Source organism: Mycobacterium sp. M23085 (assembly GCF_045343915.1).
In the GTDB taxonomy this organism is placed as follows: Bacteria; Actinomycetota; Actinomycetes; order Mycobacteriales; family Mycobacteriaceae; genus Mycobacterium.
In genome coordinates this window covers 5,347,231-5,370,555 of sequence record NZ_CP174280.1, presented here as the reverse complement: position 1 = coordinate 5,370,555, position 23,325 = coordinate 5,347,231, and the positions used below count along the sequence as shown (strand labels likewise).

The 23,325-nt window shown below is 67.2% G+C and carries 25 protein-coding genes; 11 read left to right on the top strand and 14 right to left on the bottom strand.

Going from position 1 to position 23,325, the window contains the following annotated elements:
- Positions 1–38: 38 nt before the first annotated feature.
- Positions 39–1,583, bottom strand: a complete 1,545-nt coding sequence (locus tag ACIUM1_RS25000) for a glycerol-3-phosphate dehydrogenase/oxidase (protein ID WP_406815156.1) — start codon at positions 1,581–1,583, stop codon at positions 39–41.
- Entirely contained in the window at positions 1,580–2,149 is a 570-nt protein-coding gene (locus ACIUM1_RS24995) for a TetR/AcrR family transcriptional regulator (RefSeq protein WP_406815155.1), read from the bottom strand. Before ACIUM1_RS24995 ends, ACIUM1_RS25000 begins: the two co-directional genes overlap by 4 nt.
- 47 nt (positions 2,150–2,196) lie before the next feature.
- Between ACIUM1_RS24995 and ACIUM1_RS24990 the strand changes: the two genes are divergently transcribed.
- The gene (locus ACIUM1_RS24990; RefSeq protein ID WP_406817854.1) at positions 2,197–3,777 is read left to right on the top strand and encodes an FAD-binding oxidoreductase; all 1,581 of its coding nucleotides are present in this window, start codon (positions 2,197–2,199) and stop codon (positions 3,775–3,777) included.
- Positions 3,774–4,700: a diacylglycerol kinase gene (locus ACIUM1_RS24985; RefSeq protein ID WP_406815154.1), complete on the top strand. Its 927-nt coding sequence runs from the start codon at positions 3,774–3,776 to the stop codon at positions 4,698–4,700. The genes ACIUM1_RS24990 and ACIUM1_RS24985 overlap by 4 nt, the downstream gene beginning before the upstream one ends.
- A 94-nt stretch (positions 4,701–4,794) precedes the next feature.
- On the opposite strand, the gene ACIUM1_RS24980 is transcribed toward ACIUM1_RS24985, so the two are convergent.
- The 3 genes from ACIUM1_RS24980 to ACIUM1_RS24970 form a co-directional block, all read right to left on the bottom strand.
- Positions 4,795–5,307: a DUF3145 domain-containing protein gene (locus ACIUM1_RS24980; RefSeq protein ID WP_406815153.1), complete on the bottom strand. Its 513-nt coding sequence runs from the start codon at positions 5,305–5,307 to the stop codon at positions 4,795–4,797.
- A gap of 151 nt (positions 5,308–5,458) precedes the next feature.
- Positions 5,459–6,277 carry a serine hydrolase domain-containing protein gene (locus ACIUM1_RS24975; RefSeq protein ID WP_406815152.1) on the bottom strand — a complete coding sequence of 273 codons (819 nt, stop codon included), beginning with the start codon at positions 6,275–6,277 and terminating at the stop codon, positions 5,459–5,461.
- Complete coding sequence (locus tag ACIUM1_RS24970) at positions 6,277–7,335, bottom strand: class I SAM-dependent methyltransferase (protein ID WP_406815151.1); 1,059 nt, start codon at positions 7,333–7,335, stop codon at positions 6,277–6,279. The genes ACIUM1_RS24975 and ACIUM1_RS24970 overlap by 1 nt, the downstream gene beginning before the upstream one ends.
- Before the next feature lie 78 nt (positions 7,336–7,413).
- Here ACIUM1_RS24970 and ACIUM1_RS24965 point away from each other — a divergent pair, with 78 nt between their 5' ends.
- From ACIUM1_RS24965 to ACIUM1_RS24950, 4 genes are all read left to right on the top strand, one after another.
- Positions 7,414–8,499, top strand: a complete 1,086-nt coding sequence (locus ACIUM1_RS24965; protein ID WP_406815150.1) for an S-(hydroxymethyl)mycothiol dehydrogenase — start codon at positions 7,414–7,416, stop codon at positions 8,497–8,499.
- Positions 8,499–9,122, top strand: a complete 624-nt coding sequence (locus tag ACIUM1_RS24960) for an MBL fold metallo-hydrolase (protein WP_406815149.1) — start codon at positions 8,499–8,501, stop codon at positions 9,120–9,122. The genes ACIUM1_RS24965 and ACIUM1_RS24960 overlap by 1 nt, the downstream gene beginning before the upstream one ends.
- Before the next feature lie 46 nt (positions 9,123–9,168).
- Positions 9,169–10,263 carry an SAM-dependent methyltransferase gene (locus ACIUM1_RS24955; protein WP_406815148.1) on the top strand — a complete coding sequence of 365 codons (1,095 nt, stop codon included), beginning with the start codon at positions 9,169–9,171 and terminating at the stop codon, positions 10,261–10,263.
- 69 nt (positions 10,264–10,332) lie between these two features.
- A complete protein-coding gene (locus ACIUM1_RS24950) occupies positions 10,333–10,722 on the top strand; it encodes a hypothetical protein (protein WP_406815147.1) in 390 nt (129 codons plus the stop codon).
- Between the two features lie 26 nt (positions 10,723–10,748).
- Here the strand turns inward: ACIUM1_RS24950 and ACIUM1_RS24945 are convergent, their stop codons facing one another.
- The gene (locus tag ACIUM1_RS24945; protein WP_406815146.1) at positions 10,749–12,575 is read right to left on the bottom strand and encodes an Hsp70 family protein; all 1,827 of its coding nucleotides are present in this window, start codon (positions 12,573–12,575) and stop codon (positions 10,749–10,751) included.
- 107 nt (positions 12,576–12,682) lie between these two features.
- A complete protein-coding gene (locus tag ACIUM1_RS24940; protein ID WP_406815145.1) occupies positions 12,683–13,768 on the bottom strand; it encodes a dihydrodipicolinate reductase in 1,086 nt (361 codons plus the stop codon).
- Between the two features lie 122 nt (positions 13,769–13,890).
- Between ACIUM1_RS24940 and ACIUM1_RS24935 the strand changes: the two genes are divergently transcribed.
- The 4 genes from ACIUM1_RS24935 (at position 13,891) to ACIUM1_RS24920 (ending at position 16,696) form a co-directional block, all read left to right on the top strand.
- Positions 13,891–14,238 (top strand): MmpS family transport accessory protein, encoded by a 348-nt coding sequence (locus tag ACIUM1_RS24935; RefSeq protein WP_406815144.1) that lies wholly within the window; start codon positions 13,891–13,893, stop codon positions 14,236–14,238.
- Between the two features lie 36 nt (positions 14,239–14,274).
- The gene (locus tag ACIUM1_RS24930) at positions 14,275–15,582 is read left to right on the top strand and encodes a cytochrome P450 (protein WP_406815143.1); all 1,308 of its coding nucleotides are present in this window, start codon (positions 14,275–14,277) and stop codon (positions 15,580–15,582) included.
- A gap of 82 nt (positions 15,583–15,664) precedes the next feature.
- Positions 15,665–16,207 carry an ester cyclase gene (locus ACIUM1_RS24925; protein ID WP_406815142.1) on the top strand — a complete coding sequence of 181 codons (543 nt, stop codon included), beginning with the start codon at positions 15,665–15,667 and terminating at the stop codon, positions 16,205–16,207.
- Positions 16,208–16,243: 36 nt separating this feature from the next.
- Complete coding sequence (locus tag ACIUM1_RS24920; protein WP_406815141.1) at positions 16,244–16,696, top strand: hypothetical protein; 453 nt, start codon at positions 16,244–16,246, stop codon at positions 16,694–16,696.
- 5 nt (positions 16,697–16,701) lie between these two features.
- On the opposite strand, the gene ACIUM1_RS24915 is transcribed toward ACIUM1_RS24920, so the two are convergent.
- Both ACIUM1_RS24915 and ACIUM1_RS24910 read right to left on the bottom strand, forming a co-directional pair.
- Positions 16,702–18,189: a flavin-containing monooxygenase gene (locus tag ACIUM1_RS24915; RefSeq protein WP_406815140.1), complete on the bottom strand. Its 1,488-nt coding sequence runs from the start codon at positions 18,187–18,189 to the stop codon at positions 16,702–16,704.
- Positions 18,190–18,492: 303 nt separating this feature from the next.
- Complete coding sequence (locus ACIUM1_RS24910; RefSeq protein ID WP_406815139.1) at positions 18,493–18,720, bottom strand: acyl carrier protein; 228 nt, start codon at positions 18,718–18,720, stop codon at positions 18,493–18,495.
- 233 nt (positions 18,721–18,953) lie between these two features.
- Between ACIUM1_RS24910 and ACIUM1_RS24905 the strand changes: the two genes are divergently transcribed.
- The gene (locus ACIUM1_RS24905) at positions 18,954–19,709 is read left to right on the top strand and encodes a cutinase family protein (protein ID WP_406815138.1); all 756 of its coding nucleotides are present in this window, start codon (positions 18,954–18,956) and stop codon (positions 19,707–19,709) included.
- Between the two features lie 54 nt (positions 19,710–19,763).
- On the opposite strand, the gene ACIUM1_RS24900 is transcribed toward ACIUM1_RS24905, so the two are convergent.
- The 5 genes from ACIUM1_RS24900 to ACIUM1_RS24880 all read right to left on the bottom strand — a co-directional run bounded on the left by ACIUM1_RS24900 (position 19,764) and on the right by ACIUM1_RS24880 (position 23,158).
- The gene (locus ACIUM1_RS24900; RefSeq protein ID WP_406815137.1) at positions 19,764–20,543 is read right to left on the bottom strand and encodes an Rv3717 family N-acetylmuramoyl-L-alanine amidase; all 780 of its coding nucleotides are present in this window, start codon (positions 20,541–20,543) and stop codon (positions 19,764–19,766) included.
- A gap of 183 nt (positions 20,544–20,726) precedes the next feature.
- Positions 20,727–21,269 (bottom strand): TetR/AcrR family transcriptional regulator, encoded by a 543-nt coding sequence (locus ACIUM1_RS24895; RefSeq protein ID WP_406817853.1) that lies wholly within the window; start codon positions 21,267–21,269, stop codon positions 20,727–20,729.
- A 111-nt stretch (positions 21,270–21,380) separates the two neighbouring features.
- The gene (locus tag ACIUM1_RS24890) at positions 21,381–21,938 is read right to left on the bottom strand and encodes a carboxymuconolactone decarboxylase family protein (protein WP_406815136.1); all 558 of its coding nucleotides are present in this window, start codon (positions 21,936–21,938) and stop codon (positions 21,381–21,383) included.
- Positions 21,935–22,459, bottom strand: coding sequence for a carboxymuconolactone decarboxylase family protein (locus ACIUM1_RS24885; RefSeq protein WP_406815135.1), 525 nt, complete (start codon positions 22,457–22,459; stop codon positions 21,935–21,937). Before ACIUM1_RS24885 ends, ACIUM1_RS24890 begins: the two co-directional genes overlap by 4 nt.
- A gap of 36 nt (positions 22,460–22,495) precedes the next feature.
- Positions 22,496–23,158: a C39 family peptidase gene (locus tag ACIUM1_RS24880; RefSeq protein WP_406815134.1), complete on the bottom strand. Its 663-nt coding sequence runs from the start codon at positions 23,156–23,158 to the stop codon at positions 22,496–22,498.
- Between the last annotated feature and the right edge of the window lie 167 nt (positions 23,159–23,325).

Sequence of the window (23,325 nt, the reverse complement as noted above, 5' to 3'; positions counted from 1 at the left end):
CGTCTAACGATACGGGCTCGTTCCGCCTAACGATATCCTCAGCCGAAGCGCGCCACGAATTCTTCGGCCACAGCGACGGCCCGCTCCCGATCGCGCGCCACCAACCCGATCCGGGTCCGCCGATCCAGGATGTCGGCGGCATCCAGCGCGCCCTCATGGGTTATCGCGTACTCGAATTCCGCCCTGCTGACGTCGATGCCCTCCGCCACCGGCTCTGTCGGCCGGTCGCAGGCCGCGGCGGCGACCACCTTGGGTGCTTCGGCGCCGTAGCGCCGCACCAGCGACGCCGGCAACGCGGCGGTGTCCGGCGCCGCAATCTCCCCGGGATTGGTCGGGGCTCCGATCAGCGGAAGGTTGCGGGTCCGGCATTTCGCGGCGCGCAGGCGCCGCACCCGGATCGCGCGATTCAGCACATCCTCTGCCATATACCGGTATTCGGTCAGCTTGCCGCCGATCACGCTGATCACCCCGGACGCCGATTCGACGACGGCGTGTTCGCGGGAGACGTCCGCGGTGCGGCCTTCGCCGGTGTCGATCAGCGGCCGCAGCCCGGCGTAGGCGCCGATCACGTCGGTGGCGGACAGGCCGGTCCCCAACGCGGTGTTCACGGTGTCGAGCAGGAACGTGATCTCTTCGACCGACGGCTCGGGTACATCCGGAATGGGACCGGGGGCCGCTTCGTCGGTGAGTCCCAGATAGACCCGGCCCAGTTGTTCGGGCATGGCGAAGACGAAGCGGTTGAGCTCGCCGGGGATCGGAATGGTCAGCGCCGCAACCGGATTGCCGAAGGCCTCGGCATCGAACACCAGATGTGTGCCGCGGCTGGGCCGCAGCCGTAACGCGCCGTCGATCTCGCCCGCCCACACCCCGGCCGCGTTGATGACCGCACCCGCCGACACGTCGAACGATTCGCCGCCGCGCAAATCGGTCAGTCGCACGGAGGTGCCGGTGGCCCGGGATGCCGAGACCCGGGTGAGGATCCGGGCGCCGTGCTGGGCCGCGGTGCGGGCGACCGCGGTGACCAGCCGGGCGTCGTCGATCAGTTGCCCGTCGTAGGCCAGCAGGGCCCCGTCCAGGCCGTCGCGTCGCACGGTCGGCGCCATCTCCACGGCGCGCCGCGCCGAGACGCGCCGCGACCGCGGCAGCACCGACGACGGCGTGCCGGCGAGGAACCGCAACGCGTCACCGGCCAGGAACCCGCCGCGCACCAGGGCCCGCTTGCCCGGACTCATCGACGGCAGCAGCGGCACCAACTGTGGCATCGCACGAACCAGATGGGGGGCGTTGCGTGTCATCAAGATTCCGCGCTCGATGGCGCTGCGCCGGGCAATGCCCACGTTGCCGGTCGCCAGGTAGCGCAGCCCGCCGTGGACGAGCTTGGAACTCCACCGACTGGTGCCGAACGCCAGATCGCGTTTCTCCACCAAGGCGACCCGCAGCCCGCGGGCGGCGGCATCCAACGCGATGCCGGCACCGGTGATGCCACCACCGATCACCACGACGGCCAACGGCTCACCGTCGGCGAGCGCGGTCAGGTCGGCGGCGCGCCGCGCGGCGTTCAGGGCGGTCGGATCGGGTATCACGACAGGTATCCGTTCAACGAGTAGGCCAGCTCGGTGGCCAGCGCGTCGGCGTCGAGCATCGGTTCGACGATCCGCGCCGACTGGATGGTCGACTGGGCGATCAGCAGCACCATGGTCGCCATCTGCACCGGGTCGCCGAGTCGGACGCTGCCGTGCCGCTGCGCCACCCGCAGCCGGGCCGCCAGCGCGTCGATCAACATGCGCTGGCTGGTGCCCAGGCGTTCGGTGATGTACGTCGACGCGAGATCCGAATGCAGCACCGACGTCACCAGTCGGTCCGCTCGCAACCGATTGGTCACCGTAACGATCTGTCGCACAAGGGATTCACGATCCTGCCCGCGCAACGGCGCGTCGCGCATCACCTCGGTGACGTGCCGGGTCAGCAGCGCCGCCACGATCGACTGCGTGTCGGGCCAGCGCCGGTATACCGTCGGCCTGCTCACCCCGGCGCGCCGGGCTATCTCGGCGAGGGTCACCCGCTCCACGCCGAAATCCACCACGCAGCTGGCCGCCGCCGCGAGGATGCGTTCGCCGGTGTCCAGCGTTGTGTTACGGATTGACAACATATGTAATACTGTAACGCATGACCGATCCCCAGGGGCTATTGCCGCCGATGAAATGGAACGCGTGGGGAGACCCGGCCGCCGCCAAGCCACTGTCGGAGGGGATCCGATCGTTGCTGCAGCAGGCCGTGGGGGTCGAGGCGTCCGGCACGGCCGAACTGCGATCCGACGAGGTGCAACTGCGTCCGTCGGCGTTGTCGCGGTCCGATCAGGAGGCCCTGGCCGCCATTGTCGGCGCCGAATACTGCCGTACCGCCGATGCCGATCGACTGCTGCACGCGGGCGGCAAATCCACCATCGACCTGCTCAACCGCGCTCAGCGCGGCCCGCAGGATGCGCCCGACGCGGTGTTGCTTCCCGGCGACGACGACGCCGTTGCCGCGGTCCTGCGCTACTGCTCGCAGCATCGCATCGCCGTCGTACCCTTCGGCGGGGGTACCAGCGTGGTCGGTGGGCTCGATCCGCACCGCGGGGAGTTCGCCGCGGTCGTCTCGCTCGACTTGCGCCGGTTCGACCAACTGATCTCGCTGGACGAGGTGTCCGGCCAGGCCGTCTTCGGGGCCGGGGTCACCGGCCCGGACGCCGAACGACTCCTTGGCGCACAAGGCTTTTCGCTCGGCCATTTCCCACAGAGCTTCGAATACGCCACCATCGGCGGCTTCGCCGCGACCCGCTCCTCGGGTCAGGACTCGGCCGGCTACGGCCGGTTCAACGACATGGTGCGCGGGCTGCGCGTGGTCACTCCGGTGGGCACCATGGATCTGGGTCGCGCGCCGGAATCCGCCGCGGGCCCCGACCTGCGCCAGCTGTTGATCGGCTCGGAGGGCACCCTGGGCGTCATCACCCGGGTGCGGCTGCGCGTGCATCGCACGCCGGAAGCCGTCCGCCACGAGGCCTGGTCGTTCCCCGACTTCGAGACCGGGGCCGCCGCCCTGCGCGCCGTCACCCAGAATGCCACCGGCCCCACCGTCATTCGGCTCTCCGACGAGGCCGAGACCGGGGTCAACCTGGCCACCACCGACGCCATCGGTGAATCACAGATCACCGGCGGCTGCCTGGCCATCACCATGTTCGAGGGCACCAAGGAACACGTCGAGAGCCGGCACGCCGAAACCAGCGCACTGCTGGCGGCCCAGGGCGGAACCTCGTTGGGCGACGGCCCGGCCCGGGCCTGGGAGCGTGGCCGGTTCGGCGCACCGTATCTGCGCGATTCGCTGCTCGCCGCGGGCGCGCTGTGCGAAACGCTGGAGACCGCCACCGACTGGTCGAACATCTGCACGCTGAAAGCCGCTGTGACTCAAGCACTTACCGATGCGCTCGCCGCGACCGGCACGCCCGCTCTGGTGATGTGTCACATCTCGCACGTCTATCCCACCGGTGCGTCGTTGTACTTCACCGTCGTCGCCGGCCAGCGGGGCGACCCGATTCAGCAGTGGAAGGCCGCCAAAAAGGCCGCCTCGGATGCCATCATGGCCACCGGCGGGACCATCACCCACCACCATGCGGTCGGCGCCGACCACCGGCCGTGGATGCGCGACGAGATAGGCGAGCTGGGGGTACAGGTGCTACGTGCGGTCAAGGCGACATTGGATCCGGCGGGAATTCTCAATCCCGGCAAGCTGATTCCGTGACCGCGGAGCCAGGCCGCCGCGAAATCGGCAAGGTAATCGCGCTGACCAACCCAGTGTCGGGCCACGGGGCCGCGGTGCACGCCGCCCAGCTCGCCATCGCCCGGCTGCACCGCCGGGGTGTTGAGGTCGTCGAAATCATCGGCGACGACGCGCAAGACGCGCGGCATCTGGTCGGCGCGGCTATGGAGAAGGGCACCGACGCGGTCATGGTGACCGGGGGCGACGGCGTCGTCTCCAATGCCTTGCAGGTGCTGGCCGGCACCGACATTCCGCTGGGCGTGATTCCGGCCGGCACCGGGAACGACCACGCCCGCGAATTCGGCATTCCCACCAAGGACGCCGAGGCCGCCGCGGACATCGTGGCCGGCGGCTGCTCGGAATCAGTTGACCTGGGCCTGATTCGGGACAGTAGCGGAAACGAGAAGTGGTTCGGCACCGTCGCGGCCACCGGCTTCGACTCGCTGGTCACCGATCGCGCCAACCGGATGAGCTGGCCGCACGGTCGGCTGCGCTATTACGTCGCGATGCTCGCCGAGCTGTCGCAGCTGCGGCTCTTGCCATTTCGCATGGTGCTCGACGGCACCCAAGAGATCGACGCGGATATCACGCTCGCCGCCTTCGGCAACACCCGCAGCTATGGCGGCGGGCTGCAGATCTGTCCCGGCGCCGACCACACCGATGGTCTGCTCGACATCACCATGGTGCACGAGGCATCCCGGACCAAACTGGTCCGCCTGTTCCCCACCGTGATGAAGGGCACCCACGTCGACCTCGACGAGGTGAGCACGGCGCGGGCGAAATCGATCCACGTCGAATGCCCCGGCATCAACGTCTACGCGGACGGCGATTTTGCCTGCGCGCTACCGGCCGAGATCTCGGTGGTGCCGGGCGCTCTGCAGATTCTGCGCCCGGCCAAGCGGTGATCGCTGTCGCAAGACCGACAGCGCTAGCGCGGTTGAACGCCGCCTATCGCTCCGGACTCCGCCGGCTGCGGCGGAGTCCGGACAGGCCGATCGACTAGCCCACTCCCCGGCTGAGCCAGGTCACCTCGCCGGCGTCGCCGCCGTCGCGGTAGGCCTCCAGAGCCTCGTCCCAGGCGGTGCCCAGCACCGAGTCCAATTCCGCGGCCAGGGTGTCGGCGCCCTGGGCCATCATCGACCGCAGGCGCATCTCCCCGACCATGATGTCGCCGTTGGCGCTCATCGCCCCGCTCCACAGGCCGAGCTGCGGGGTGTGGCTGAACCGATGGCCGTCGACGCCGGGGCTGGGGTCCTCGGTGACCTCGAACCGCAGCACGGACCAGGACCGCAACGCGTTGGCCAGTTTGGCGCCGGTGCCCACCGGCCCGACCCAGTTGGTGACCGCGCGCAGCTGCCCGGGCATCGCCGGCTGGGGCGTCCAGGTCAGATTCGCCTTGGCACCCAGGGTCGACGACAACGCCCACTCGACATGCGGGCAAACCGCCGCGGGCGACGCGTGCACGTACACCACGCCGGTCGTCACGTCGGCGAATTGATTCGACGCTCGCATTTCCTGCTCCTTCGGTTCCACGAGGGACGTCTTCCCCAACGACCTGCGGACCCGACAAACAGGGCAGCGTGCTCAATTTTTCGATTTTTACTGTGTCGTGCGTGTCTATTGTGCCTTGTGATACCCGTGTTGCGCTAGTGTGCATTTCCCACTAGCCGTATTCGGCAATCACGGCGTCTGAAATCGCCGGCCACGGCCGCAGCGCCCACTCCCCGAAATCCCGGTCCGTGAGGACCACCAACGCCAAATCTTTTTCGGGATCTGCCCAGATGAAACCACCCGCTTGGCCGAAATGGCCGTAGGTTCGCGGGGAATTCCGCCCGCCCGTCCAGTGCGGTGATTTCGCGTCCCGGAGCTCGAAACCCAGCCCCCAATCGTTGGGCCGCTGCACCCCGTAACCGGGCAGGACGCCGTCCAAACCGGGGAACTGCACCGTCGTCGCCTCGGCGTGCAGGTCCGTCGAGACCGTCACCGGGCGCAGCAAGTCCGCGGCGAACGCCGCCAGGTCGGCCACCGTCGACCTGGCCCCGAACCCGGCGGCCACCGCCCCGCCGTTCAGGTGGGTCGCCGCCATGCCCAGCGGCTCGCACACCGCCTCGGTCAGATAGCGCGCGAACTCGATGCCGGTCTCTTGTTCCACCGTCTGGCCCAGCACGGTGAACCCCTGGTTGGAGTAGATCCGGCGGGCGCCGGGGGCGGCCAGCACCTTGTCGGAGTGCATGGACAGACCCGAGGTGTGGGCCAGCAGGTGGCGGATGGTCGCGCCGGGCGGGCCGGCGGCCGCGTCGAGTTCGACGGCGCCTTCCTCGAGCGCGACCTGCACGGCCCGGGCCGCCAGTGGCTTGGTGACCGAGGCCAGCTCGAACACCCGCCCGGTGTCGCCGTGGCTGGCCAGTATTCCGCCAGGCCCAACCACCGCGGCGGCCGCGGCCCCGACCGGCCATCCGTCCAGGGCGTCGAGGGCCGTCATCACTTCCTGGCGATGTAGTAGTTGTTGATCGGGTCCGACTCGACCTCGGCCACGCGCACGTCGCCGAAGCCGGCGTCAGCCAGCATCGAGACGGCCAGCTGCGTCCCCCACGCGGTGCCCAGTCCGGCGCCGTCCAGCGCCAGCGACACCGTCATGCAGTGCATCAGCGACGTCGTGTACAGGTAGGTGCTCATCGGGACACCGACGTTCTCCTCGAGCCGGCTCGACGCCTTGATGTCGGCCATCAGCAGCACGCCGCCGGGTCGCAGCGCCCGGTAGATGTTCTCCAAAACCCGCGCGGGCTGCGCCTGATCGTGGATGGCGTCGAAGACGGTGATGACGTCGTAGGCCTCCGTTTTGTCCAACTCGGCGAGATTGTGGCTTTCGAAGGCCGCATTGGACAGGCCCCGCTCGGCGGCTTCGGCGATCCCGGTGGCGATGGCTTGCTCGGAAAAGTCGATGCCGGTGAAGCGGCTGGCCGGAAACGCTTGTGCCATCACGTTGATGGCGTGTCCGCTGCCGCAGCCGAAATCCGCCACGTCGGCTCCGGACCGCAGCCGCTCCACGAGGCCGTCCACCAACGGCAGCACCACGTCGACCAGTGCGGTGTCGTACACCGCGGCGCTCTGCTCGGCCATCAACGCGTGGAAGCGGGGAAACTCGCTGTACGGCAATCCACCGCCGGCGCGAAAACACCCGATGATCTTTTGTTCGACCTCGGCGAGCACCGGAACGAGCAGCGTCACCAGGGCCAGGTTGTCCGGCCCGGCCGCGCGCGTCAGCACTTTGGCGCGCTCCGCGGGCAACGAGTAGCTGGCCGTGTCGGGCTCGTACTCGACGACGCGGCCGGTGGTCATGCCGCCCAGCCACTCGCGGACGTAGCGTTCATTGAGGCCGGCGGCCTCGGCGATCTGCTCGCTGGTGGCGGGCGGCAGCCCGGCCATCGTGTCCAGCAGCCCGGTCTGATGCCCGATGCTGAGCAACAGGGTCAGGCTGGCGCCGTCGATGGCCGCGGTGATTCGTTCGGTGAATTCTTCGGTGGTTTCCAAAGCCGTCACGCCCAGCGACGCTACACCCGGTTCATGGGTGGCCAACCCGTCGAGAGATGTATGGCGGCGGTCAGTAGGTTGAAGCCCATGAGTCAGACAGTGCGCGGCGTGATTTCACGCAAAAAGGGCGAACCCGTTGAGTTGGTGGACATCGTCGTCCCGGACCCCGGACCCGGGGAGGCTCTGGTCGACGTCATCGCCTGCGGGGTGTGCCACACCGACCTGACCTACCGCGAGGGCGGCATCAACGACGAGTATCCCTTCCTGCTCGGGCACGAGGCCGCCGGCCGGGTCGAGGCCGTCGGCCCGGACGTGACCGCGGTCGCGCCGGGCGATTTCGTCATCCTGAACTGGCGGGCGGTCTGTGGGCAGTGCCGGGCCTGCAAGCGCGGCAGGCCGCACCTTTGCTTCGACACCTTCAACGCCAGCCAGAAAATGACGCTGACCGACGGCACCGAGCTGACTCCGGCCCTGGGCATCGGGGCGTTCGCCGACAAGACGCTGGTGGCCGCCGGCCAGTGCACCAAAGTCAATCCTGAGGCCGATCCCGCGGTCGCCGGTCTGCTGGGCTGCGGGATGATGGCCGGGCTGGGTGCGGCGATCAACACCGGCGCGGTCACCCGGGACGACACCGTCGCGGTAATCGGTTGCGGCGGCGTGGGGGACGCGGCGATCGCCGGTGCCGCGCTGGTCGGGGCCCGGCGGATCATCGCCGTCGATACCGACAACACCAAGCTGGACTGGGCCCGCAAGTTCGGCGCGACGCACACCATCAACGCCCGCGAGCTCGACGTGGTGAAGACGATTCAAGACCTCACCGACGGGTTCGGCGCCGACGTGGTGATCGACGCCGTGGGCCGGCCCGAGACCTGGAAGCAGGCCTTCTACGCCCGCGACCTCGCCGGAACCGTTGTGCTGGTGGGTGTTCCGACCCCCGACATGCGCCTAGACATGCCGCTGGTGGACTTCTTCAGCCACGGCGGCTCGTTGAAGTCGTCGTGGTACGGCGACTGCCTGCCCGAGCGCGACTTCCCCACGCTGATCGACCTGTACCTGCAGGGCCGGCTGCCGCTGGAGCAGTTCGTCTCCGAGCGCATCGGGCTCGGCGACGTGGAAGAGGCGTTCCACCGGATGCACAGCGGCGAGGTGCTGCGGTCGGTGGTGGTGCTCTGATGGCGGGCATCGAACGGCTGGTCACCCACGGCACCTTCGAACTCGACGGCGGCAGTTGGGAAGTCGACAACAACATCTGGATCGTCGGCGACGACTCCGACGTGGTGGTGTTCGACGCCGCCCATGCCGCCGAGCCGATCCTGGCCGCAGTGGGTAACCGCAATGTGGTCGCGGTGGTGTGCACCCACGGCCACAACGACCACGTCACCGTCGCCCCCGAATTGGGTGCTGCCCTGGACGCACCGGTGCTGTTGCATCCCGGCGACGACGTGCTGTGGCGAATGACTCACCCGGACAAGGACTTCCACACGATCGCCGACGGCGATACGCTCGACGTCGCCGGCACCGAGCTGCTGGCGCTGCACACCCCGGGCCACTCCCCCGGATCGGTGTGCTGGTATGCCCCAGAGCTGGGCGTGGTGTTCAGCGGCGACACCCTGTTCTCCGGCGGGCCCGGTGCGACCGGGCGGTCCTATTCGGACTTCCCGACCATCCTGGAGTCGATTTCCGGCCGGCTCGGCACGTTGCCCGGCGAGACCGTCGTGCATACCGGCCACGGCGACAGCACCACCATCGGCGACGAGATCGTGCACTACGAAGAATGGGTGGCCCGCGGCCACTGATTTGTCGATCCGGACCGACAGCCGGCTCCGCCACTATCGTTGACCCATGCGGCCCGAACCGATGCCCGAATCGAGCGTTGTGGTGCGGCCCGAGCCCGCCTATACCGAGGCGTCGCGGCTGCGGGCCGCCGGTTTGTCGCAGGCGGTCGCGGTGTTCGAACGGGCGGCCGAAGAGGTGCTGTTGCCCAAGCCGCCGCAGCCGATCGTCATCGCCGACTACGGCGCCGCCAACGGCCACAATTCGCTCAAGCCCCTGTCGGCGGCCATCGCGGTGCTGCGTCGCCGCACCCGCCACGATCACGCAATCCTGGTGGCGCACACCGATGTACCGCGCAACGACTTCGCGGCGCTGTTCGCGACAGTGGCCGACGACCCGGAGAGCTACCTGCACTCCGACACGGCGACTTTCACCTCGGCGGTCGGCCGGTCGTTTTACGACCAGATCGTGCCGTCCAAGACGGTCAACCTGGGATGGACGTCGTGGGCGACCCAATGGCTGAGCCGAACGCCCTGCGAGGTGCCCGATCACCTGGACGTCTCGCGGAGCAAGGACGACACCGCGCGGTCGGCATACGCCAACCAGGCGGCGCTGGACTGGCATAACTTCGTCGCCTTCCGCGGGCGGGAACTGGCTCCCGAGGGCCGGCTGGTGGTGTTGACGCTGGCCGCCGACGAAGACGGCACGGCAGGCTTCGGACCGTTGCTCGACGCCATCATCGAGGCGCTGGCCGATCAGGCCCGCGAGGGTGTGCTGCGCTCAGAGGAGTTGCGGCGCATGGCGATTCCCACGGTTGCCCGCTCCGAGAAGGATTTCCGAGCCCCCTTCGCGCCCAAGGGGCGATTTGAAGGTCTGATGATCGAGCACCTGGAGATGTTCAACGCCGAGGATCGGTTCTGGGCTCGCTATCGATCAGACCACGATGCGGAGGCGTTCGGCGCGCAGTGGGCATCGTTCGCCCGCTTCGCAATGTTCCCCTCCCTGGCGGCCGCCCTCGACGGCGGCACCCACGACGAGCGGGCGGCGCACTTCGTCGAGCGGCTGACGTGCGCGGTCGCCGAGCGTCTCGCGAAGGCACCCGAGCCGATGCGGATTCCGCAGGCCGTGCTGGCGCTGGTCAAGCGCGACGCACTGCGCCGATGAGAGTTTCGGCACAACGGCGCAGCGGGTAATCCCCTGCAAGTCAACCTGCGACCGCAAGGGGGTAGACGCATGAGCGTGCAGGACGATAAAGGGACTGATCAAGAAGATAAAGGGACTGATCAAGAAGATGAGCAACGGCTGACCGAGAAACCAGAGCCGGACGAGGACGACAAAAAAGAGGCCGCCAAGATGATGGAGGCCTACGAGGACAAGCCCACGATCGTGCTGCCCGGCACCGGGGGGAGCGTGTCCGGTACGGCCGTCAACGATTGGCTGGACGAGGACGGCAACCCCAGGCACGAAACGCCCGAGGGTTCGGACGCCTCGGACACCGAGTCGAAATCCGATGATGACGAGCGTCACCAACAGGCTTTGCAGGACCAGATCGAGAAGGACAAGGCCCTGAACGAGACCCTCCGAGAGGCCGCTAAAGCGGAGAACAAGGGCGAAAAGGATTGAGCTGAACCCGAATTGCCGGGCGAGGCTCAGCGGGCGGGGATAGGTGCCGGTGCGCTGATGCCCAGGTTGCCCTCGATCTCCTGAATGATCTGGTTGACCCGGTCCAGCCCGGGAATGGGTTCGTTGACGCCCGGAATCGGCGGAATCGGCGGGGCCGCCACTTTGCGTGGGGCGGCTGGCGGGGCCGCCTGAGGAGTGGCCCGTGGCGTGGTGGTCATCGGCGTCTCGGTCTCGGCGGGCGGGGTGGTGTCCGAAGTGGACGGCACCGGCACGTCCGGCGGCGGCGGGGCGGGTTCTGCGGTTGCGCTGTTCGGCGCCGGTGGCGGGGCTGCCGGGGTGGTACTCAAGGCCGGAGTCGGCGTGATCGCCGATTTGTTCTGCGAGGTCAGGCCGATCGCCACGGCGGTCCCCACCAGCAGCACCGCGGCGACGGTGATGATGATCGCCGCCGTCGGCAGCAGATGCCAGCGCGGCAGCAGCCGCTTACGCTTGACGGCCTCGGCCGCCCCGGGCGCGGCGTCGGCCGCCCCGGTTGCGACGTCGGCCGCTCCTGGCGGGGAGCCGGCGTCGAGCGCCGAAAATCCCGTCGTACCGGCGGCGCTGACCCGCGAGTTGTGGCCGGTGGCCGACCAGGCACGAGCCAGCTGGGCCTGTGTCGGCTCGGCCGGTGGCGCCTGGGTGGCCGCGGTCGCTTCCGGCCGCGGGTCGGAGCGCACCGACGCACGAACGGTCGCGCCGGCAGGCGCGGCAGGAGCCGAGAGCGTCGCGCCGGCGGTCGCGGCGGGAGCCGAGAGCGTCGCGCCGGCGTCGCCGGGACCGTGCGCCACCCGCAACGCGGCGCCGACCGCGGCCGTGAGTTGCGGGCGCGGTGTCGTGGCGACGGGAACGCGGAAATGCCGCGACAGCGCGGTGGTGACGGCTGGCAGATTGGCCCCGCCGCCCGTCGAGACCACCGCGACGAGGTCACGGATTCCGTTGCGCGCCAAGGCGTCGTCCAATGCCGCGATCACGCCGTTCAGCGAGGGGCGGATCGCGTCGTCAAGTTCGTGCCGGGTCAGCCGGATTTCGCCGCGCGTCCCGGCCAGCCCGTCGGTCAGCGTGGTCACCGTGCTCGAGGACAGCTGCTCCTTGGCGATCCGGCACGCGCTGCGCAACCGGCTCAGCGAGCCGATCGCCGCGCTGCCTGACGGGAACGCACCGGTGGTCGGCATGTTGGCGATGACGACGCCCAGCAGCGCCTGATCGATCAGGTCGCCGGAGAGATCGCGGTGCCGGACGGTCGGGGCCAGCGCGCGGTAGTCACCGTCGGCGTGCATCAAGGTGATGTTGGTGCCGCTGCCGCCGAAATCGCAGAGGGCCACGGTTCCATGCGGCGGTATGCCCGGGTTGGTCCGCACGGCGAGCAGAGCCGCGGCGGCGTCGGGGATCAGCAGGATGGGCCGCGCGCGTCGCGACCATTCCGGGATTTCTCCCAGAGCGGCGCCGAGGGCCTCCACCGCATGCGACTCCCAGTGGGCCGGATAGGTGACCGCGATGTCGTCGGGCAGGGCGCGTCCGCCGCTGGCGGCGTACGCCAGCGCCCGCAACCCGTCCGCGACCAAAACCTCGCTGCGGTGCACCGACCCGTCGATGGCGACGACGCCTCGCGGGTCGCCGACCCGGTTGACGAAGCCGGTAAGCACCACGCCGGGGCCCTGCAATCGCGGGTTCTCCGCGGGGATGCCGATCTCGGCGGGACGATCCGGATACAGCGTCAGAACGGGCTTGCGGGTGATGGCGTTGTCGGAGGTGACGGCCGCCAGGTTGGTGGCACCGATCGACAAGCCCAGCGCGGTCCCCACTTCATTGGCCATATCCCGATCCCCATATCCGCCGCACCAACCCGCATCGGCTAGCCGTCATTGTGCCGCCAAAACCTGTATTCCGTGTCAGCGATAGCTATGCGCCCGCTGTGCACCGGTCATCGGATGCTGCCCTGGCCGGCGATCAGCGGCAGGTCGAGCGGGGTGACCCAGCCCGGCCGTAAATCGTTGACCGCCGGAACGGCATTGAGTGCGCGCAGGCCGGTCGCCAGGCAGCCGGCCGCGGCGGCGTCGCGCCCCGAGCCGTCGGTGAACCGGAACGCGGTCTCTTGGAAGATGCTCGGGGTCCCCTCGATATCCACCCGGTAGACGTCGTTGTCGTGGCCCGTCGGCCAGTCCGGGGCGGCGTCCAGCCCGATCCGGTTGACGTGTTCGAGCTGGATGCGGGTCTCACCCTGATAGACGCCGTTGATGGTGAACCGGACGGCGGCCACGTGCCCCGGCTTGATGACACCCCTGGCGGAGTTGCGCTCCGTCGGGGTCACCCACTTGTCCCAGGTGGTGGTGATCTCGTCGAGCATGATGCCGGCCGCGTGCGCGATCATCGGGACCGTGGCGCCCCACGCGAAAATCAGCATGTCGCGGTCTTCGAGCAGCGGCTTGAATTCGGGCTCGCGGCCGATGCCCATCTCGAATTCGTAGTCGCCCTCGTAGTTGGTGTAGTCGAGCAGCTCGGAAGCCCGGACCCGGCGCACCTCCGAGCACAGTCCCATCAACGTCATCGGGAACAGGTCGTTGGCGAACCCGGGGTCGATGCCGGTGGTGAAGCAGGACGACTCCCCCAGCTCGCAGGCCTCGGTGATCGGCTGGATCCAGTTGGGCGGGTTGAGGCTCATGGTCGGCCAGACCCACGGGGTCATCGCGGTCGAACACACGTCGATGCCGGCCCGCAGGAACCGGGTGATCAGTGCGATGTTCTCCTTGGCGTGCATCGCCGTGGGGCCGTAGTGCACCAGCGCGTCGGGTTTGAGGGCGATCAGGGCGTCGATGTCGTCGGTGGCGGTGATGCCGACCGGCGCTGCCAGCCCGCAGATCTCGCCGACGTCGCGGCCGACCTTGTCGGGGTTGCTGACCCCGACACCGACCAACTCGAACAACGGATGCTTGACGATCTCGGCGATCACCATCTTGCCGACGAAGCCGGTTCCGTACACCACCACACGCTTTGAGCCGTGTTCCGCCATGTCTTGACGCCACCTTTCCGGTCACCAGCCGAACTTCACATTAAGCGCGCGGGCAGGCGGCATCCAGCCCGCATGCGCGAAAGCGCTTCCGTGCCGCCGCTCGTGGTGACACGATGCAATTCATGACCAAGCACCTCGCCGGACCTTCGGTCCTGTTGGCCATCGGTTTCGGATTCGCGAATGCGTGCGGCGTAGCCCATGCCCTTCCTCAGATGCCGAAGGTGCGCTACGAGATCAACGGGCCCGCCGTCGCCGAGTTCATCTACTACCAAACCGACACCGGGCAGCTGCATCAGGTGAATGCGCCGCTGCCCTGGTCGACGGAGTTCACCGGTTACGGCGGCGAGGTGTTCGCCATCAGCGCGCAGGGGCCCGGCCCCATCTCCTGCAAGATCTTGCTCGACGGCAACGTGGTGAGCGCCGCGACGGCCACCACGGGCGCGCCCGCCAGAACCATCTGCACCCACTGACCGGCACTCCCCTTTTTCACGACGAAGGAGGTCTCGGTGAGCCTCAAGACGGGTCCCAGGAAAGGCCTGGCGCCGCGGACGAACGGGACGCCACCGCCCGACATCCCGCTCGCCGACATCCATCTCGAGTCACTGGATTTCTGGGGGTTGGATGACGACTTCCGCGACGGCGCGTTCACCACGCTGCGCCGAGAGGCGCCGATCTCGTTCTGGCCGGCGATCGATTACGAGGGCTTCGAACCGGGCAGCGGGCACTGGGCGCTGACCAAACATGACGACGTACATTTCGCGAGCCGTCACCCAGAGATCTTCAGCTCCAGCCCGAATATCACGATCAGCGACAACACCCCGGAGATCAGCGAGTACTTCGGTTCGATGATCGTGCTCGACGATCCGCGTCACCAGCGGCTGCGCTCGATCGTCAGCCGCGCGTTCACCCCGAAAGTCGTGGCGCGCATCGAGGCCTCGGTCCGTGAGCGGGCCCGCCGGCTGGTCGCGTCGCTGATCGCCAACCATCCCGACGGCGAGGCCGAGCTGGTCAGCGAGCTGGCCGGTCCGCTGCCGTTGCAGGTCATCTGCGACATGATGGGCATCCCCGAACAGGACCATCAGCGCATATTCCATTGGACCAACATCATTCTCGGGTTCGGCGACCCGGACCTGGCGACGGATTTCGCTGAGTTTCTTCAGGTCTCGATGGACATCGGCGCCTACGCCAGCGCACTCGCCGAAGACCGGCGGTCCAATCACCACGACGACCTGACCACCAGCCTGGTGGAAGCCGAGGTCGACGGGGAACGGCTGACGTCGGCGGAGATCGCGTCGTTCTTCATCCTGCTGGTGGTGGCCGGCAACGAAACGACGCGCAATGCGATCAGTCACGGTGTGCTGGCGCTGTCGCGCTATCCCGAGGAGCGGCAGAAGTGGTGGTCCAACTTCGACCGCCTGACCCCCACCGCCGTCGAGGAGATCGTGCGGTGGGCCTCCCCGGTGGTCTACATGCGGCGCACGTTGACCCGGGACTTCAAGCTCAGCGGCACCAAGATGAAGGCCGGCGACAAGGCCACGCTGTGGTACAACTCGGCCAATCGCGACGAGTCGACGTTCGCGAATCCCTGGGTCTTCGCCGTGAGCCGTACCCCCAATCCGCACTTCGGCTTCGGCGGCGGCGGTGCCCACTTCTGCCTGGGCGCCAACCTCGCCCGTCGTGAGATCAGGGTCGTCTTCGACGAACTGCGCCGCGAGATACCCGACATCGTTGCGACGGATGAGCCCGCGCGGCTGCTGTCGCAGTTCATTCACGGCATCAAAACCCTGCCGGTGGCCTGGACGCCGCCGCGGTAGTCCCCGCGTCGAGTTCGCCTCTGTCCGAAGGCATATCACGCGCTAGCGCATGCGCTAGCAGTTCCGGGATTACGCTGACCCCGTGACCATTCCCGCGTTTCCCCCCGCCGAGGTGCTGGCCGCCCGCCAGAAACTCGTGCTGGACCACTTCCACGACGAGGTCCGCCAGGACTGGGACGACGTCTTGTCGACCTTCCCGCATCCGCGCTACGAACTGATCCCCCAGATGCTCGTGCATGACGGCGATGCCGCGGTGCGCGACTACTACGCCTACACGCGGACCGCATTTCCCGACCAGGACCACGAAATCATCGCGCTGCGCCACAGCGCCGACGCGGTGATCGTCGAATTCTGGCTGATGGGCACGCACCGCGGTTATCTGGGCAAGGTCCCGCCCACGGGCAGCCGGTTCCGCGTCCGGATGACCGCGTACTTCGTCTTCGATGACACCGAAACGCTTGTCTGCGAACGCATTTACTTCGATACGCTGACCATGATCAAGCAGCTGCTGGGCGGCCTGGACATGAAGAAGCCGGCGAATTGGTGGCTGGCCGCACGGTGCGTGCGCGGGTTCTTGTCGATGTCGTCGGAAAAACCGGACCCGGCGCTGACCAACACGCCCTAAACTGCACGGCTAAGGGATGGAGCGAGGGAGGCTGCGATGCGGTTTTCACGCCTTCACACGATGTGCGGCCTCGCCGCCGCAGCCATGTTGAGTTCGTCCGCGATGGCTACCGCCGCCCCGTTGCAGCCGGGGTCGCACACCGAGAAGTGGATCGAGCTGCAGACCGGTCAGTGCGTGGCCGACTTGCCACCGGCCGACGGGAGCCGCGTCAACGTCACCGTAGTGGATTGCGCGACAGCGCATTTAGCGGAGGTGTACCTGCGCGCTCCGATGGCCGTCGACACCGCCATCGCCACCGTCGCCAATCGAGACTGCGCCGCCGGATTCGCACCGTACACCGGCCAATCCGTTGACGGCAGCCGGTTTTCGATCACCTATCTCATCGACTCGAACCAAGACCGCACCGGCGCCAACCCCACCCCGAGCACCGTCATCTGCCTGCTGCAGTCCGCCAACGGGCAACCGTTGACCGGATCCGCGCACCGCTGAGGTGTCTAGGCGATGACGTAGTCGCTGAACGAGAAGGTCGCGGCCTCTCGTATCGAGTTGAGTGTTGACGTCGGCCGTAGCAGGGACGCCTCACCGCTGGGACTGAAGTAATACGACCGGGACGTGGCGCAGTTGCCGGCGTAGAACACCGAATTGTCCAGCCGTTTGGTCATCCGCTCCATGAATTGATCGGTGGCCTCTTCGGTCACCTCGAAGGTCGTGGCACCGCGGCGCTTGACCTCGCCGAGCAGCCGGTCCATGTGCCGCATCTGGTATTCGATGGTGTGGAAGAAGGACAGTCCGGAGAAGGCGAACGGACTCGCCAGGCTGATGTAGTTGGGGAAGTAGGGCACAGAGACGCCCTGGTAGGCCTGGAACCGGGTCTCCCGCCACCACTTTCCGAGGTTGCGTCCTTTCCGGCCGACCACCTCGATGGCCGGGAAGTTGGCCTCCCAGAGGTCGAATCCCGTCGCGAGCACCAGCGTGTCGATGACGGTCTTGTGCCCATCGACGGTGACAACGCCGTCCGCCGTGAACCGCTCGATCGCGTTGGTCTCGAGGTGAACGTTCGGTTGCGTGAAAGCGCGGTAGAAGGTGTTGGAAAAGGTCGGTCGCTTGCAGCCGAGGTCGTAATCCGGCGTCAACTTGGCGCGCAGTTCCTTATCCCGGATCCACCGGAATCGAGAGATCTTTGCCAGGTCGGAGGAGGAAATGTTCCCCCGCCCTCGCGACTCCCGAAAATGCAGCGCCATCACGACCATGATGAGCTCGAGAATGATGTCGCTCACCCATCGCAGGGCCCGCTGCGTCGCCGGCAACCGCGCGAAGAGGCGTCGCAGGGCCGGGGAGATCGGGAAATCAAACTTGGGAATCACGTGGGTCGCGGTGCGCTGGTACACGGTCAGGTCCGCGGCCCCTTTGGCCAGCTCAGGAACGACCTGCACCGCGGACGCTCCGGTACCGATAACCGCGATACGGCGCCCCGCATAGTTGTAGTCGTGGTCCCAGGCGGTCGTATGGACGACCTTGCCGGCAAAGCTCGCGATGCCAGGGATGTCGGGCACGCGCGGCTGGGACAGGAAGCCGGTTGCGGTGATCAAAAAGCGGCAGGTCAAGCTTTTGCCGTCGGCCAGCGCAACCCGCCACACCGCGGCGTCCTCGTCCCAGTGCGCACCCTCAACGGTCGTGTTGAACCGCATGTGGCGGCGCACGTCGTACTTGTCGGCGACGTCGACGGCGTAGCGCTTGACTTCAGCGCCGGGCGCGAACAGCCGCGACCAGTCGGGCTTGGGTTCAAACCAGTACGAGTAGGTGGTCGACGGGATGTCGACGGCGATGCCCGGGTAGTGGTTGACATGCCAGGTGCCGCCCAAGTCGTCCTCGCGCTCGAGGATGACAAAGTTGTCAAACCCGAGGCGCTTGAGCTGGATAGCGGCGCCGATGCCACCGAACCCTGCACCTACGATGATCGCGTCGTAACGGTCCGTGTCCACAGCCTTGCTTCCGTGCTACCTGGTTTCATACTTAACGAATCATAAGCTTTCCCTAAGATACGTAACTCTAATAGCGCGGCACGCCGGGCGCATCCGAGCTTTGCCGGTATGTGACCTTGCCGACACATAAGCAGCGCGTCGCAGCCGGGCCTCTCAGACCCGGTTTTAAGTCCCTCAACTGGGCAAATGGTCCAACCGGCGACGACTACGCCGGTTGCGACCTCGATTCGTGCCGTCGACTTAGCTCCGGGTGAAACCCCGGCGAGTCGGCGGCGGACCACGAATTTCTCAGGTTGTGGCCGGTCAGCCCGTTGGCGCCCCCTGCAGCCGGCCCAGGAACTCGTGGCATCGCCGCGCGCGCTCGGAGTCCTGAGCCATCACATCGCTGAAGAAGGACGCGATGTCATCTAAACCGGCGTTCTTCGCGTCGCGTACGTATTGGCCGTAATCGTGCCCGGCCTTCAGCGAGTGGTATTGAACCGAAATGAGATCGAAGGTTACGTCGTCGAAACCTGTTTCACCCGTTGCCATGTCGTCACCTCTCGGACAGTGAGTGCAGAATGTGGTGTCCGCGGTGAGCGGCTACCCCGAATGGACAACGCCAAACGACGGCTTAAAGTGTTTTTGTGGGCAACCCGACTGCGCAATAGCGCCGCGGGTCCGATGGCGTCGACGCCGCCGCTATCCACCGCCGGTCGCTGCGCCCGGTACACAGGAAAACATCACGAAATGGTTGGCAAGTTGACAGTTTGGGAGGGGCTGGCATGGGCACCTTGGACGCCATGATTGCACGTCACATCGTTCGTACCCTTAGTTCAGCAGCAGTTATCGCAGCGTCGGGCGTGGCCGTGTCGGCACTGTCCACGTCCGTTATCCCCTCCGCCTCGGCCCAGTGTCCAGACGTGCAAGTGGTCTTCGCCCGCGGCACCGGCGAAGAGCCGGGCGTCGGCCCCACCGGCCAGGCCTTCGTCGACGCGCTGCACCAACGCGTCGGCGATCGGTCGTTCGACGTGTACCCGGTCAACTACCCCGCCAGCGATCAATGGGATACCGGGATCGACGGCGTCAGAGACGCGGGCGCGCACGTAGTTTCGATGGCCCACGACTGCCCCAACACCAAGATGGTGCTCGGCGGCTACTCCCAGGGCGCGGCCGTGATGGGCTTTGTCACCTCGGCCTCGGTGCCCGATGGCATCGACCCCAACACCGTCCCCAAACCGCTGTCCCCCGACGTCGCCAACCACGTCTCCTCGGTCGTGCTGTTCGGCATGCCCAACGTGCGGGCGATGAACTTCCTCAACGAACCGCCCGTCGTCATCGGCCCGCTCTACCAAGACAAGACGGTCAAGGTGTGCGCCACCGAGGACCCGGTCTGCTCCGACGGCCTCAACTTCGCGGCACACAACACCTACGCCGACGACGGCGCCATGATCGACAAGGGCGTCGCCTTCGCCTCCAGCCACCTGGGTCTGGGTGGGCCGGCTCCGGTCACGGCGCCGCCGGTCGGCTTTGGCAGCTGAGTAGTCGCCGGCTTTAGCCGGGGATCCTGCTCGGGCGATCAGCTCAACCGCGCGTCAGCCGGTCGCGGCTCTGGAGTTCAGAAACGCGACTATCCCCTGCGTGACGGCGGCGGCGTATTTCGCCCGACCCTCCGGACTTTCCATGCGCGCCAAGTCACCCGCGTTTTTCATGTTGCCCAGTTCGACCAGGACCGCCGGGTACTTGGCCAGGTTCAGCCCGGCGAGGTCATCGCGGCCGTACAGGCCGTCCGAGCCGATGTAGGTGGCGGGCTGAAACCCCGACTGAACCAGGGCATCCCGCATCGTGTGCGCCAGCTGCACGGCGGGTCCGGCCTGCACGTCGTTGAGCGGCGGGCTGGAGTAGTTGACGTGGAATCCGCTGCCGGACGGCGGCCCGCCGTCGGCGTGGATGCTCACGATCGCGTCCGGATGCATGGCGTTGGCCGCCGCGGCGCGTTGGTCGATGCACGGGCCAACCCCGCTGTCGCTGTCGCGGGACAGCTGAGTGCGCACGCCCAACTGGGCCAGCGAATCGTTGATCAGCCCCACCACCGCCCAGGTGAACGCATGCTCGGGATAGCCGTCGTCGGCGACCGCACCCGACGTCTGGCATGGCTTGGTGCCGCCGCGCCCGTTGGGGACCTGTTGGTTGATGGATGCGTCGTTCACGGCGTTATGGCCCGGGTCGAGGAAGACCGACGTTCCGGCCACCCCGGCCGTGGCGCGCGGGGTGGCCAGCCATGCGCCGGCGGTGACGACCGCCGGCAGGACACCGGCGATCTTCAGCACGTCGCGGCGGGCAACGGATCGCCGCCCATAAGGGCGATCACTCACCGCGCGATGGTAGCAGCCTGGCCTCGTTGGTGGTGACTCCGCTCGTATAGTCCTCATCGATACACATTGGGGCGCAACACTTCTCCGATCCGGTGGCCAAGCATGATCGGCTACCTCGCGACGAGTACGACACGAGCCGAGAATTGGCCGGGGCGTTGGCGATTGGCGATTGGCGCGACGATTTCACCCGTCGCCATGGTGTGAATTTACCGTCTCCAGCTCCCCCAGCATGACGGCCAGGAATCGCTCTCGCTGGGCAACCGATTGGGCCTGCTCGGCCGAGCTCGTGAGGTGCAGCAACCCGATCCCCGCGGCAAAGGTCAATTCGGCGCGCAGTTTGGCGTCCTCGAAGCTGAACCCATAGTCGCAGTAGGCCTTTATCACGGTGCGAAGCAGCCGCCGATCGGCGGCGCGGATGTTTTCGGCGGCCACCGGGTCCAGGCGGGCCCATTCGCGCATCGCCCGCTCGAGCACCCAGTATTTGGGGCTGACCAGCGTTCGCGTCAGGGCCAACAGTCGTTCGCGGGGTGGCAGCCCGTCGAGCTCGGCGAGCGCCTGACGGTCGCGTTCGAGGAATTTGTTCCACGACTCGACCAGTGCGGCCCGATACCTCTCGATGTCCTCGAAGTGCCAGTAGAAGCTGCCGCGGGTAACGCCCGCCTGCTGGCAGAGGCGTTCGACTTTGAGTGCGCGCACTCCCTCCCGGGCAAGCACGGTGTAACCCACCTCGAGCCAGTCCTCGGCCGACAGGCGGGTCGACGGCTGCTTGCGCTCCACCACTCCATGGACATTACGGGAGGTGTTCCCGGCCGGAGGAAGATTAGGAATTCTCGCTAATTACCGTTGCCCTTGCGTCGTCGGCGGAACGGGAAGTCGGGCGGTGTTGTCGAGGTCGACATCGAGCGCGTTGAGCATGAGCGCCAGACCCGCGTATCGGCCGATGACCATCAGCGCTTCGACGGTGGCCTCCGAACCGAGAGCCGTGTGGACCTGCTCGAACAGCGGGGCCGCGACGCGCCGGGTGGTCACCAGCTCGGTCGTCAGCCGCAGCACAGCCAGCTCGATGGTGTCGAATTCTGCTGTCTGCCAATCCGACTCGGAGGTGATGGCGTTGATGGTGGCGACGTCGACTCCGACCGTCTGCGCGACGTCCCTGTGTTGGCCGAGTTCATAGGCGCAGTCCATGAGATACGCGGTGCGCAGGACGATCAGTTCGCGAAGTCTTCTCGGCAGTACCGGGCTGGTCAGGGCGGCGTCACCGGCCACCATCCAGCCGGTATAGACCTTCTCGGCGTGGGCCAGTGTGCGGTAGACGTTGAGATTGCCACGCCGGGCGGTCAATTCGCGGGCGAGTTCGGTCATGTCCGCGGGGTCGCGGTACGGGATACGAGTCATCGGGCGGGGGCGTCGATGTCGAGGTCGACGGCGTTGAGCACCAGCGCCAGGCCGTAGTAGCAGCTGACGATCATCAGCAATTCGGTGAGCGCCTCGTCGCCGAGCACGGTGTACGCGGTGGCGAAGGAGTCGTCGCTGAGCCGGCGGGTGGTGCACAGCTCGGTGACGGTGTCGATGACGGTGCGTTCGTCGCCGCTGAATCCGGCCGCGTCCAGATCCCCTTTGTCGAGCAGGGCGTCGATCTGTTGGTCGGTGAGCCCCGCGGTGCGGCCGAAGATCACGTGCTGGGCGAGTTCGTAGGGCGAATCCTGCAGATGTGCTACCCGCAGGATGATCACTTCGCGCATCCGCGGGGTGAAGGTCGGGCTTGTGAACAGCTCGCCCGCCATCTGTGCCCATCCGTCAAAGACGTTGGGGGCGTTGGCGAGCAGTTTTAGCACATTGAGAGTGTCGGGACGTGCGAGAAGCTCTTGGATGTGTTCGGCTTGCTCGTCCGGGTTGGCCAGAGGCATCCGCGTCATCGCCGACTCCTTTCTTGTCTCGTGTGTCGCCGACGGTCACTTGGTGACGATTGCCGAGTTGTAGTTGGGGGCCCACGCCCGCTCGAAGACGGAGATGGGGATCTGCTCGTCGCGGCCGGTGCTGATGCCACTGTCGTTGAGATGCACCACACCGGCCCTGCTGTCGATGCCGGTGACAACCACGAAGTGGTTTGCGATGTTTCGCTTCCCGGGACGGTTCCAAATCGTTTCGGCATTGACTATGGCGATGACTTTGTGGTTTTGCGCCAGGTTGCGCGCTAGGGCGTCGGTGTCGGTCTGGATGTTGTCGGCTCGGACCCGGTAGTGCCACAGCAGAATCGGAAGGTCGGCGATGTCGGTGGTGCCTTTTGGCTGCCAGATCGGTCCGTGATGTGTTGCGCCCGGCGTGTTTTCGGCCAAGTCGATCATCTGCTGCTCGGTGGGTTGGCGACCGGTGATCTGGCCGACCACATCGGCCACGGCCATTTCCCCACAGTCGGAACCGGATTGCTGGCGCCAGTAGGGCGCGGCGGCGACGGGATCGCCATACATTCCCAACTCGTGGTCGGCGTCGGGGACGGGAGCGCCCGGGTTGGCGTGGACGCCGGCGGCCAATATCACCGGCGACACTGCGGCGGCGGCGGCCACCAGAACGGTTTGTGTGGCGGTGGCAACCCTTGCCCGCACGGTGCTCGTCATAGGCGCCCGTTCTCGAGCCGCAGCGGCGGCGTGTAAAGGCTCAGGTGTGGCCCTGGACGGAGGTTCGCAGAAACTCGGCGAAATGCCGCATCGACACGCGGGTAGATACCGCTATGAAATCAAGCCGCTGGTCGTACGCACCGAACCTCGTCGCGCACCTATTGCAT

Excerpts from the sequence above, each read along its gene's own strand:
- ACIUM1_RS24995 (WP_406815155.1), bottom strand. The coding sequence starts at position 2,149 with ATGTTGTCAATCCGTAACACAACGCTGGACACCGGCGAACGCATCCTC.
- ACIUM1_RS24990 (WP_406817854.1), top strand. The coding sequence starts at position 2,197 with ATGAAATGGAACGCGTGGGGAGACCCGGCCGCCGCCAAGCCACTGTCG.
- ACIUM1_RS24980 (WP_406815153.1), bottom strand. The coding sequence starts at position 5,307 with ATGCGAGCGTCGAATCAATTCGCCGACGTGACGACCGGCGTGGTGTAC.
- ACIUM1_RS24975 (WP_406815152.1), bottom strand. The coding sequence starts at position 6,277 with ATGACGGCCCTCGACGCCCTGGACGGATGGCCGGTCGGGGCCGCGGCC.
- ACIUM1_RS24965 (WP_406815150.1), top strand. The coding sequence starts at position 7,414 with ATGAGTCAGACAGTGCGCGGCGTGATTTCACGCAAAAAGGGCGAACCC.
- ACIUM1_RS24960 (WP_406815149.1), top strand. The coding sequence starts at position 8,499 with ATGGCGGGCATCGAACGGCTGGTCACCCACGGCACCTTCGAACTCGAC.
- ACIUM1_RS24955 (WP_406815148.1), top strand. The coding sequence starts at position 9,169 with ATGCGGCCCGAACCGATGCCCGAATCGAGCGTTGTGGTGCGGCCCGAG.
- ACIUM1_RS24950 (WP_406815147.1), top strand. The coding sequence starts at position 10,333 with ATGAGCGTGCAGGACGATAAAGGGACTGATCAAGAAGATAAAGGGACT.
- ACIUM1_RS24945 (WP_406815146.1), bottom strand. The coding sequence starts at position 12,575 with ATGGCCAATGAAGTGGGGACCGCGCTGGGCTTGTCGATCGGTGCCACC.
- ACIUM1_RS24940 (WP_406815145.1), bottom strand. The coding sequence starts at position 13,768 with ATGGCGGAACACGGCTCAAAGCGTGTGGTGGTGTACGGAACCGGCTTC.
- ACIUM1_RS24935 (WP_406815144.1), top strand. The coding sequence starts at position 13,891 with ATGACCAAGCACCTCGCCGGACCTTCGGTCCTGTTGGCCATCGGTTTC.
- ACIUM1_RS24920 (WP_406815141.1), top strand. The coding sequence starts at position 16,244 with ATGCGGTTTTCACGCCTTCACACGATGTGCGGCCTCGCCGCCGCAGCC.
- ACIUM1_RS24910 (WP_406815139.1), bottom strand. The coding sequence starts at position 18,720 with ATGGCAACGGGTGAAACAGGTTTCGACGACGTAACCTTCGATCTCATT.
- ACIUM1_RS24905 (WP_406815138.1), top strand. The coding sequence starts at position 18,954 with ATGGGCACCTTGGACGCCATGATTGCACGTCACATCGTTCGTACCCTT.
- ACIUM1_RS24890 (WP_406815136.1), bottom strand. The coding sequence starts at position 21,938 with ATGACTCGTATCCCGTACCGCGACCCCGCGGACATGACCGAACTCGCC.
- ACIUM1_RS24885 (WP_406815135.1), bottom strand. The coding sequence starts at position 22,459 with ATGACGCGGATGCCTCTGGCCAACCCGGACGAGCAAGCCGAACACATC.
- ACIUM1_RS24880 (WP_406815134.1), bottom strand. The coding sequence starts at position 23,158 with ATGACGAGCACCGTGCGGGCAAGGGTTGCCACCGCCACACAAACCGTT.